This window comes from Ruegeria sp. AE4 (assembly GCF_056542185.1).
Map to the genome: position 1 here is coordinate 23579 of NZ_JBQFZK010000025.1, position 11202 is coordinate 34780.

The 11202-nt window shown below is 56.6% G+C and carries 10 protein-coding genes; 4 read left to right on the forward strand and 6 right to left on the reverse strand.

The window, feature by feature from the left end:
- Nucleotides 1–109: 109 nt before the first annotated feature.
- Both ACR0EK_RS19205 and uraH read right to left on the reverse strand, forming a co-directional pair.
- Nucleotides 110–1342: a urate hydroxylase PuuD gene (locus tag ACR0EK_RS19205; RefSeq protein WP_480484850.1), complete on the reverse strand. Its 1233-nt coding sequence runs from the start codon at nucleotides 1340–1342 to the stop codon at nucleotides 110–112.
- 133 nt (nucleotides 1343–1475) lie between these two features.
- On the reverse strand, nucleotides 1476–1829 hold the full coding sequence (uraH, locus tag ACR0EK_RS19210; protein WP_480489200.1) for a hydroxyisourate hydrolase: 354 nt from the start codon (nucleotides 1827–1829) through the stop codon (nucleotides 1476–1478).
- A gap of 147 nt (nucleotides 1830–1976) precedes the next feature.
- Here uraH and puuE point away from each other — a divergent pair, with 147 nt between their 5' ends.
- Genes puuE through ACR0EK_RS19225 form a run of 3 tightly spaced genes read left to right on the forward strand, consistent with a single transcriptional unit; the run spans nucleotide 1977 to nucleotide 5352 of the window.
- Entirely contained in the window at nucleotides 1977–3389 is a 1413-nt protein-coding gene (gene puuE, locus ACR0EK_RS19215) for an allantoinase PuuE (RefSeq protein WP_480489198.1), read from the forward strand.
- Nucleotides 3386–3871: an ureidoglycolate lyase gene (locus ACR0EK_RS19220; protein ID WP_480774441.1), complete on the forward strand. Its 486-nt coding sequence runs from the start codon at nucleotides 3386–3388 to the stop codon at nucleotides 3869–3871. Before puuE ends, ACR0EK_RS19220 begins: the two co-directional genes overlap by 4 nt.
- Nucleotides 3872–3927: 56 nt before the next feature.
- Nucleotides 3928–5352, forward strand: coding sequence for a uracil-xanthine permease family protein (locus ACR0EK_RS19225; RefSeq protein WP_480507713.1), 1425 nt, complete (start codon nucleotides 3928–3930; stop codon nucleotides 5350–5352).
- Nucleotides 5353–5493: 141 nt separating this feature from the next.
- On the opposite strand, the gene bhcD is transcribed toward ACR0EK_RS19225, so the two are convergent.
- From bhcD to bhcA, 4 genes are all read right to left on the reverse strand, one after another.
- A complete protein-coding gene (gene bhcD / locus ACR0EK_RS19230; RefSeq protein WP_480774440.1) occupies nucleotides 5494–6459 on the reverse strand; it encodes an iminosuccinate reductase BhcD in 966 nt (321 codons plus the stop codon).
- Nucleotides 6460–6572: 113 nt separating this feature from the next.
- Nucleotides 6573–7736 (reverse strand): 3-hydroxy-D-aspartate aldolase BhcC, encoded by a 1164-nt coding sequence (bhcC, locus tag ACR0EK_RS19235; RefSeq protein WP_267366574.1) that lies wholly within the window; start codon nucleotides 7734–7736, stop codon nucleotides 6573–6575.
- Between the two features lie 42 nt (nucleotides 7737–7778).
- A complete protein-coding gene (bhcB, locus tag ACR0EK_RS19240; protein WP_480774451.1) occupies nucleotides 7779–8747 on the reverse strand; it encodes a beta-hydroxyaspartate dehydratase BhcB in 969 nt (322 codons plus the stop codon).
- Nucleotides 8747–9937, reverse strand: coding sequence for an L-aspartate--glyoxylate aminotransferase BhcA (bhcA, locus tag ACR0EK_RS19245; protein WP_480901053.1), 1191 nt, complete (start codon nucleotides 9935–9937; stop codon nucleotides 8747–8749). The genes bhcB and bhcA overlap by 1 nt, the downstream gene beginning before the upstream one ends.
- Before the next feature lie 169 nt (nucleotides 9938–10106).
- Between bhcA and bhcR the strand changes: the two genes are divergently transcribed.
- Nucleotides 10107–10955 carry an HTH-type transcriptional regulator BhcR gene (gene bhcR / locus ACR0EK_RS19250; protein ID WP_480539962.1) on the forward strand — a complete coding sequence of 283 codons (849 nt, stop codon included), beginning with the start codon at nucleotides 10107–10109 and terminating at the stop codon, nucleotides 10953–10955.
- Nucleotides 10956–11202: the final 247 nt, after the last annotated feature.

An 11202-nucleotide genomic window follows, 5' to 3' on the forward strand; every position in this document is an offset into this window, starting at 1 on the left:
CGGGGCGGCATCAGGTCTTGCGCGACCTGCTTTGTTTGAGCGTTAGAAACTGGGTATTTGTCCCGCGGCAGGGGGTAGGAAGCGAAGGACAGGACGTCCTGCGAAAATCCTACTGCCCTCTGACCTCGCGCACCCATGCGATGATGGTTTGGCGCGCTTCCACGTCCATTTGAACCGCTGAAGGCGGTGGCATGGCATGGCTGATCCCGGCCTGCAGGTAAATCTGGTCGGCGTGCCGGGCTACATCGCCCGGCGTTTCCAAATAAACTTTCTTCGGGGCCCATTTCATGGTGCCATAAACCGGCTCGCGGGCATGACACATCGAACAATTGCCCAGCACGGTGTCATAGGCTTCTTCAAACCCAGCAGCCGACGCAAATTTTTCTTCGTAAGGTGTCAATGCCCTTGCTTCGGCGTCCTCCCATGTCTCGCCGGTTCTGACAGAAGACAGCCATGCGATCACGATCATGAGGATGACAGTAACACCCCAGGTCCAGTGCGGCCCTTTCCCGGTTGCGTGCATCGTGTTGAAGTAGTGACGGATGGTCACGCCGGTCAGAAAGATCAGGCTGGCGATGATCCATGAATACTGGGTGCCAAAGGCCAGAGGATAGTGGTTCGACAGCATCAGGAACACGACAGGCAAGGTCAGGTAGTTGTTGTGCGTCGAACGCACCTTGGCGATTTTCCCATATTTGGCATCCGGCGTCCGACCGGCCTTGAGGTCTTCCACCACGATCCGCTGGTTGGGCATGATCTGGAAGAACACGTTGGCCGTCATGATGGTTGCGGTGAACGCACCCAGGTGCAAAAGCGCGGCACGACCGGTAAAAATCTGATTGTAACCCCAGGACATGGCCACCAGAATCAAGAACAACAACAGCATCAGCGCGGTGGGTTGCTCACTCAGGCGCGACTTGCACATCTGGTCGTAAAGCAGCCAGCCGATGGTCAGTGACCCGCCTGAAATCAATATCCCCTGCCACAACGCCAGATCCGCTTTGGTCGGATCAAGCAGGAACAACTCGCCCCCGACCCAATATATGATCATGAGCAAGGCCGCACCCGAAAGCCACGTCGTATAGCTCTGCCATTTGTGCCAGGTCAGGTGCTCGGGCATACGCGCGGGTGCGACAAGATATTTGACGGTGTGATAGAACCCGCCCCCGTGCACCTCCCACTCTTCGCCATAGGCCCCTTCTGGCAAGGCAGGGTTCGGCTTAAGCATCAGGTCGAGCGCGATAAAATAGAATGACGCGCCGATCCACGCCATCGCCGTGATCACATGCAGCCAGCGGACGGAAAAGGCCATCCACTCCCACAAAACAGCCAGGTCATACATGGCGTTGCTCCTACATATCCAAGTTCTTTGGCACTCTAGGCGACAGAGGTTTCATCGGGTATTGCTACGAAAGATCAAGCAGTATCAAAAATAACAATACAATGTCAGTCTACAGGATCACGCGGTGCAACGCTCAGCTGCCGCGATAGGTCGCGTAGCTGAAAGGCGAAAGTAGCAGCGGAACATGATAGTGGGCGTGTTCGGACATCCCGAACCGGATCGGGATCAAGTCCAGAAAACGCGGGCTTTCAGGTGGCACGCCAGTGGTGTCGAGGTATTCGCCCGCATGAAACATCAACTCGTATTCGCCCGTCGAGAACTCGGCCTCGGGAAGAATTTGTTCATTGGTGCGGCCGTCCTCGTTGGTGAGCAGAGTTTTCAGCAACGTGCGGTCTGTTCCGTTGATCCGGAACAACTCGATCTTCATCCCACTGGCAGGGCAGCCCCGCGCCGTATCCAGGACATGTGTTGTAAGGTAACCGGCCATTTGCACCTCTCGCTAAGCATTGCTGTTACTATTGCAATACCTTCGCGGCAGGCAAAGGCAGTCTGTCAAAAGACTGCTTACAGTATTTTTTGAAAAACATAGGTGATTGTTTGGGTTATTCGTCTTTTCAGCAAGAGGGAAATTGATGTGACGCGGTATCCACGAGACATGACCGGCTATGGCCGGCAAGTGCCAAACGCAAACTGGCCAAACGGGGCCAAAATCGCAGTTCAGATTGTCCTGAACTATGAGGAAGGCGGCGAGAACAACGTTTTGCACGGGGATGCCGCATCCGAGGCGTTTCTTTCCGAAATCACCGGTGCGGCCCCTTGGCCGGGGCAAAGGCACTGGAACATGGAATCCATTTACGAATACGGCAGCCGCACAGGGTTCTGGCGGGTGCATCGGCTTTTGCAGGACCTTCCTGTCACGGTTTATGGCGTTGCCACAGCATTAGCCCGTGCACCGGAGCAGGTTGCGGCGATGAAGGCCGCAGGCTGGGAGATTGCCAGCCATGGCCTGAAATGGGTTGAGCACAAGGACATGGACGCGGAAGAAGAACGCGCCCAGATCCGTGAGGCGATCCGGCTTCATACCGAGGTCGTCGGCAAGCCCCCGCGTGGCTGGTACACGGGCCGCTGTTCGATGAACACGGTCGATCTGGCCGCCGCCGAAGGCGAGCTGGCCTATATTGCCGACAGCTATGCCGACGACTTGCCCTATTGGGTCAAGGCCGGTGGCAAGGATCAGTTGATCGTGCCCTACACGATGGATTGCAACGATATGCGGTTTGCAATTCAGGCGGGCTATACCAACGGCGAACAGTTTGAAAGCTATCTCAAGGACAGCTTCGACATGCTTTATGCCGAAGGCCAAGCGGGCGTGCCGAAGATGCTTTCGATCGGACTGCATTGCCGCCTCATCGGCCGCCCTGGTCGCGCCATGGCCCTGAAACGCGCACTCGACCACTTCAAGAAACATGACGGGGTCTGGTTTGCCACCCGCGAACAAATCGCTGATCATTGGGCGCAAATGCATCCGCCAAGTCAACGGCTGACCCCGTCGGAAATGGACCAGCCAACCTTTGTCGCCGAATTTGGCGGCGTGTTCGAACACAGCCCGTGGATTGCCCAAGCGGCCTTTGATCTGGAGCTGGGTCCCACGCATGACAATGCCGCAGGGGTTCACAATGCTCTGGCGCGCGTATTCCGATCTGCCACAGCCGAGCAGCGGCTTGGCGTCCTGACAGCCCACCCGGATCTGGCAGGCAAACTTGCTGCTGCGGGTCGTCTGACCAAGGAAAGCACGGCAGAACAGGCCGGAGCAGGTCTCGACATGCTGACGGATGAAGAGCGTGCGACCTTCACGGCCTTGAACGACACCTACACGACCAAGTTCGGCTTTCCTTTTATCATTGCGGTCAAGGACAACACCAAAGCAACCATTCTGGAGGCTTTTCGCCGTCGGATAGACAGTGATCGAGACACCGAATTCGCCGAGGCCTGCCGTCAGGTCGAACGGATTGCCGAGTTGCGGCTGATCGAGAAATTCGCGCAATGACATCCACGCTGAAACTCCGGCCACTGACCGCCGAGGTCTTTGCACCGTTCGGCGATGTCATCGAAGTGTCTGGCGCGGTGGACAAATACATCAATCAGGGAAAATGCGCGCGATACCATGATCGCGCCCAACTGGATTTCCATGAGGGGCGCGCAGGGATCAGCGTTTTCCAATCCCAGGCCTTCGACCTGCCCATCAAACTTGAAATGGTCGAGCGTCATCCCGACGGCAGCCAGGCCTTTCTACCGCTTTCAGATAAACCCTTTGTCGTTGTCGTAGCGCCCGACAACGCGGGTGTACCGGGTGAGCCGGTTGCATTCATGACCGCGCCCGGACAGGGCGTGAATTATCATCGGAACACCTGGCACGGGGTACTGACACCGCTTCATCCCCCCGGGTTGTTCGCCGTGGTCGACCGAATAGGAAACGGGCCCAACCTTGAGGAATATTGGTTCCAGAACGCCTACACGATCACTGAATAAGGGACATTGCCGGAAGAGGGGCCGGTCCACGTAGTTTTTTTGGGAGGAAAAACGCGATGTCAGATGCAACTTTAGGGACGCCGGAGCAGCTCCGCGACCCGAACTACACCCCGCCAATTCTGAAGGCGGTCCCTTTGGGAATTCAACACGTGCTGGCGATGTTCGTTTCCAACGTCACGCCAGCCATCATCGTTTGCGGTGCGGCGGGTTTCGGGTTTGGTTCAAACAGCCCCGATTTCCCGCAGATGATTTACATGATCCAGATGTCGATGTTCTTTGCGGGCGTTGCGACACTGTTCCAGACCATTGGGCTGGGGCCTGTTGGCGCCCGCCTGCCAATCGTGCAGGGAACGTCGTTTGCCTTTATTCCGATCATGATCCCGTTGGTGGTTGGAAAGGGCGTTGACGCGATTGCTGTATTGATGGGTGGTATAGTCGTAGGCGGCCTGTTTCATGCCAGCCTTGGGTTGTTCATTGGCCGAATTCGCTTTGCGCTTCCGCCCTTGGTTACCGGTCTTGTCGTGACCATGATCGGGCTTGCGCTTGTCAAGGTCGGCGTCCAGTACGCCGCAGGGGGTGTACCCGCCATCGGTACCGAAGAATACGGCTCTGGTCTGAACTGGCTCATGGCCGGAACTGTGATTGTTGTTACGCTGGGCCTGAAGTTTTTCGCCCGCGGTATGTTGTCGGTGTCGGCGGTTCTGATTGGCCTGTTGGTCGGATATGTTGTGGCATTCGCACTGGGTCAGGTAAATTTGGGCAATGTTGGGCGCGCGGCTCCGTTTGCAATGCCGAACCCATTTCACTTCGGTATCGAGTTTTCATTCGCGGCGATCATCGGGTTTTGTGCGATGTCCTTTGTATCGGCTGTAGAAACGGTCGGGGATGTGTCCGGTATCACCAAGGGGGGCGCGGGACGCGAGGCAACCGACAAGGAAATTCAGGGCGCGACTTTTGCCGATGGTCTTGGAACTGCGGTATCAGGCGTCTTTGGGGCCCTGCCGAACACGTCGTTCAGTCAGAACGTTGGCCTGATCGCCATGACCGGTGTCATGAGCCGCACGGTCGTAACCATAGGTGCCCTGTTCCTGATCATATGCGGGCTTATCCCCAAGATCGGCGCGGTGATCTCATCCGTTCCGATCGAGGTTCTGGGCGGTGGTGTGATCGTGATGTTCGGTATGGTGGTTGCAGCCGGTGTCTCGATGCTGTCGGACGTGACGTGGAATCGCCGCAACATGGTGATCTTTGCGATTTCACTCAGCCTTGGTCTGGGCTTGCAGTTAGAGCCCGGCGCTTTACAGCATCTGCCCGGAACTCTCAAAGTTCTGGCGACATCCGGGATCTTGCCTGCTGCGATCATTGCCATTGTCCTGAATCTGGTTCTGCCCGAAGAGCTTTCGGATGAAGCGACGGAAGAGGTGTCCGGTGGAATGGCAGGCCACGGGCTGGGCTCTATCGAACAGGACGATCACGTCTGACCGGTTCGGCCCGGACTTGTAAATGAATAAGCGGCGCACTGAGCGCGCCGCTTTTTGATTTCAGGTCTGGCAGGCTTGCCCATCGCTCACATATGTAACGCGTTACTCGACGCCCGCCTTGGCGACCACAAGGGGATGTCGTCAGAAATCGACCTCAATCGCGATGCCTTTCTGTACGGCCAGCTCGACAACAGATGCAGCAACCGCCAGATCCTGAAGACCGACGCCTGTGCCATCGAACAAGGTGATCTGATCGTCTGATGTTCGGCCCGGATTCGTTCCGTTGATGACCGCACCCAACTGGATCAGGTCACTTTCTCTGATCAGGCCCTGTGCCACGGCGTGTTGCGCCTCGCCAATCGAAATTGACTGTGCGATTTCATCTGTGAATACGGATGCTTTGGCCAACAACGCCGCCTCGACTTCCTGCTTGCCCTTGGTGTCCGTTCCCATGCACGCGATATGCGTTCCGGGGCTCACATGGTTTGCCATCAGCGATGGTGCAAAAGCCGAGGTGATCGAGATTATGACATCCGCCTCGGTCATGCCATCAAGTTCGACCGCTTCAAACGGAACACCGGCTTCATTGGCGACCTTTTCAATGTTCGGCAACATCTCGGGATGGTAGTTCCAGCCAAGGACCTTTTCAAAGGTGTGGGTCTCCAGCGCTGACCGAAGCTGAAAGGTTGCCTGATGCCCGGCCCCGATCATACCGATCACCCGCGCGTCCGCACGGGCAAGGTGCTTGATGGATACAGAAGAGGCCGCCGCAGTGCGCAAGGCCGTCAAAAGGTTGCCGCCAATCATCGCTGACGGTTTTCCGGTGTCAGGGTCAAAAAGAAAAACAGTGGACTGGTGATTGATCAATCCGCGCTTTTCCAGGTTATTTGGCCAATACCCGCCGGCCTTCAGGCCCAGTGTCAGCCCGGCGCGGTCAAACCCGCCTTTAAAGCCGTACAGGGCGTCCTCATGTCCGATGGCTTCGCGCACGACAGGAAAGTTATAGGCGTCCCCTGCAGCCATGGAGGCAAAGACCTGTTCGACGGCTTCAAAGGCCGCGTCGCGGGTCATGAGGTTGGCGATTTCGCGCTCGGGTACGATCAGCATGTCATTCTCCACTTGGAATTCGTGCGCCCGTGCGATTCACCGACAAAAGCGGGCGCGCACGGGCGACTGTCCGGCCATGTTTGGCCGGCGGTTTGTTCTTTGAGCATTCAAGCTCAGTACGCGCGGCCGCGGGCTGACACCGGCCAAACGCATTCGACCTTGCCATTCCGGACGCCCACATACCAATCGTGCACGTTTGCAGTTGGGTCACAGTGCCCTGGCACCAGTTTCAGCTTGTCATTGACCTTGAGCGCCCCGCTCGGATCCATCACGACGCCATGTTCATCCGAGCATTTGATGTATTCGACATCGTCACGCCCGAAAACAACAGGCAGACCGCTATCCACCGACTGCGCCTTCAGACCCGCATCGACAATCGCCTTGTCCGCCTTGGCATGGCTCATGACGCTGGTCAGGATGAAGAATGCGTTCTCCCACTCGCCCTGGTCGATCCGGTTGCCGTTCTCATCCAGGATGCGACCGTAATCGGCATCCATGAACGCATAAGACCCGCATTGCAGCTCATTATACACGCCCGAGTTGGATTCGAAGTAGTAAGACCCCGTACCGCCGCCCGAAACCAGCTCACACTCGATACCCTCGGCTTTAAGGCCGTCTACCGCGTCTTTGACCATCGCGATGGCGGTATCCAGTTTTTCCTTGCGTGCCTCATAGCTGTCGAGGTGTTGCATGGCGCCCTGATAGGCCTGAATTCCGCTGAATTTCAAGTTGTCTGCAGCCTCAACCGCCTTGGCGATTTCAATCACTTCGGGCGTCGTTGTGACCCCGCACCGCCCTGCGCCGCAATCGATTTCCACGAAGACTTCCAGCTGTGTTCCATGCCGGACTGCCGCCGCCGAAAGGTCGGCGACATTTTCCAGATCGTCGACACACACGATAATGCGGCTGCCCAGCTTTGGCAGGCGTGCGAGGCGGTCAATTTTGGCCGGGTCACGCACCTGGTTCGAAACCAGAACGTCCTTGATCCCACCACGAACGAAAACTTCGGCCTCGGAAACTTTCTGGCAGCAGACACCAACGGCACCACCGATTTTTTCTTGCAGCTTGGCCACGTCAACCGACTTGTGCATTTTACCATGCACGCGGTGACGCATCCCGTGCGCCTTGGCATAATCGCCCATCTTCCTGATGTTGCGTTCAAGCGCGTCGAGATCCAAAATCAGGCTGGGTGTCTGGATATCTGCTTCGTCCATGCCGGGCTTGGCCGGAATATCGTAACCTACTTCGAACTGGTCGAGAGTGCTCATATCTTTCATCTCCGTAATCCTATACCGGGATAGTTTTTTGTTGGGGTGTATTCAGACATTCATCCAGGGCAGCCGGTCCAGATCGACATTGCCACCTGTAACAATCACTCCGACACGCTTGCCCTTGAAGGCGTCCGGGTTTTTGAGAACCGTGGCCAGCGGAACGGCCGAAGATGGCTCCATCACAATCCGCAGGTGCTTCCATGTCAGTTTCATCGCATCGATGATCTCTTGCTCGGAGGCTGTGTAAATCTCTGAGACGTGGTTTGAAATGAAATGCCAGGTGAGATCCTTCAGCGGCACCAGCAACCCGTCAGCAATCGTCTTTGGCGCATCATCCGCGATGATATGACCGGCCTTGAAGCTGCGATAGGCGTCGTCTGCCTGTTCAGGTTCTGCCGCTATGATTGCTGTTTCTGGGGCCAGATTGGACAGGGTCAAACAGGTTCCGGATACCATGCCACCGCCGCCGATTGGCGCGACGACTGCGTCCAGACCGTCGGTCTGCTCGATAAACTCGCGCGAACAGGTGCCTTGGCCGGCGATGACCCGAGGATCGTTGTAGGGGTGAACAAAGTCACCGCCCGTAGCCGCCTGAACCTCGGCAAATGTCGCTTCGCGCGACGAGGTGGAAGGTTCGCATTCTGTAATCTTCCCTCCATAACGGCGGACCGTGTCCTTCTTTGCTTGCGGCGCTGTCCGCGGCATGACCACGTTGCAGGGAATGCCCCGTTTCATCGCCGCATAAGACAGGCACGAGGCGTGATTGCCCGAAGAATGGGTGGCGACACCTTTTTCGGCCTGTTTCTCATCCAGCCCAAAAACCGCATTGGTGGCACCTCGTACCTTGAAAGCGCCCGGTTCCTGAAAGTTTTCGCATTTGAAGAACAGCTGCGCGCCTGACAGTTCGTTGAGAAAGTCCGAGGTTCGCACCGGGGTGCGGCGGATATGGGGTTTGATCCGGTCATGTGCCGCAAGCATGTCTTCATAGGTTGGGATATACATTGTGCAATCCTTCATCATGCCGCGTTCTTCTGAACGGAACCGGGATGGCCACGATAGTATTCCTGTGCGGCAGCAACTCCGGACCCCAGGTCGATGTTCAGGCCCAGGTCAACCATGCACATCTCAGCAGTGGCGATCCCGGACAGAGCCATGACATCCGTCAGGCTGCCCAGATGCCCGATCCGGAACACCTTGCCCGCGACCTCACCAAGGCCCACGCCAAAGGCAACGCCGTATTTTTCAGCTGCGTGCGTGACAATATCCGTCGCGTTGAAGCCGTTCGGCGTGCGGATTGCGCTTACGGTATCGGAATAGACCGCCGGGCTGCTGGCACAAAGCTCCAGCCCCCACGCCCCCACAGCGGCACGGACCCCTTCGGCAATCCGGTGGTGTCGGGCGAAAACGTTCTCCAGACCTTCACTCAACAGCATAGCGCAGGCTTGATTGAGGCCATTCATCAACCCCACAGCGGGTGTATAGGGGTAAGCATTGTTGGTGTATCCCTTGGTCATGTCCCGGACGTCAAAGAATGTGCGGGGCAGGGTGCCGGTTTTGGTTGCTTCCATCGCTTTCTGGCTGAAACCGACGATGGCAAGGCCAGCGGGCAACATGAAACCCTTCTGCGACCCGGTAACGGCAACATCCACGCCCCATTCATCAAACCGGAAATCCATCGACGCGATGGATGAGACGCCATCAACAAAAAGCAGCGCCGGGTGTTGCGCAGCAGTCAGCGCCTTGCGCACGGCAGCGATATCCGACTTCACGCCAGTTGCCGTCTCATTATGCGTGGCTAGAACCGCCTTGATCTCATGGTTTTTGTCGGCGGCAAGGATTTCTTCGTACCGGTCAGCCGGCAGCCCATCGCCCCACGGGGTTTCGACGATCTCAACATTCAGCCCATGGCGTTGGCACATATCGATCCAGCGATGGCTGAACATGCCGTTACGGGCCACCAGAACCTTGTCACCTGCGGACAGCGTATTGGTCAGGGCGGTTTCCCAGCCCCCGGTGCCGGTCGACGGGAAAATGAAGACTTCGGCACTGTCGCTTTTCAGAATTTTCCGAACGCCCGCGCGCGCAGGATGCAGGATTTGCCCGAACAATGGCGAACGGTGGTCGATCGTGGGCATATCGCACGCCTTGCGCAGGCTTTCCGGGATGTTCGTCGGGCCAGGGATGAAAACGGGGTTTTGAAAGCTCATGGATGGTCTCCTTGCGTCCTTGCCTGCACAATAGGTTCCAGCCGCCTGATTGGAAATTTTTTTGAAAACGCATTTCAAAATTTGTATAATGAGATTTAACTTATAGTTGTCAGTGGGTTATATTTTTCATGCTGTGAAATAGTCTTTCATAAATGATCAGAGGGTTTTTATGGAATCGCAAGACAATGACCCGAAGCTCCGTCGCAAGGCCCGCGGAAGACCGCGGGGGTGGGATGACAAAACCGCGCAGAATACGATCAAATCACTGGATCGGGCGATGGAGGTTTTCGAGTATCTGAGCCAGGCCCAAGGCAAAGCTCTTACTGAACTTTCAGATGAAATGCGCCAGGCACCGGCCACCGTTTATCGCATCCTCGTGACGTTGCAGGGCAGGGGCCTGGTCGAGTTCGACCATGAAGAACAGGTTTGGCACATTGGCCCGCAGGCGTTTGTGATCGGCTCGCGGTTTCTGCGCCGTACCAGTCTTGTGGAACGGGCAAGGCCGATCATGCGCAAGCTGATGGAAACCACGAGCGAGACCGCCAATTTGGGCATTGAGAAAGAAGGTCTGGTGCTGTTCCTGAGCCAGGTTGAAACACATGAAAGCATCCGGGCGTTTTTTCCCCCCGGCACATTGTCACCCATGCACGCGTCGGGCATCGGAAAAGCGTTATTGGCCCACATGGACGAAGACAGATTGAACCGAAGGTTGGCCGCCGCGAATTTACAGGCTTTTACGGATCAGTCGATTACCAGCCCCGAGGCGTTGAAGAAAGATCTTGCAGCTATCAGATTGCGGGGTTTTTCCGTGGACAACGAAGAAAAGACTACAGGTATGCGATGCATTGCAGCACCCGTTTTCGATATGAACAGAGAGGCGGTCGCAGGGCTTTCCGTGTCCGGGCCAACCAGCCGCGTCGGAGCAACCGAAATCGAACGGCTGAGCCGCCCGGTGATGGAAGCCGCGCGCCGGTTGACGCTGGCTATTGGTGGGACAGTGGTGTCTCCGCAACCCTAAGGTTTTGCCGCCAAATTGCGGCGAATGCTGACCCCGGATCCGTCTGCCGCGCCACAACACCAACGCGCGGAGATGTGCCTCGCAAACAAAAACTGAAACGCGATTCAGATGTACCCATCTCCGGTCACCCGATTTTCAGCACCCTCTCACTACTGAGCGACTTTTTGTTTGTGTTTATTGAACTGTTGGTCGAAGAGGTTTTTGAAGGGTCCGTTTTTCTGCATGAGTTGGTCGAGGTTTCCCTGTT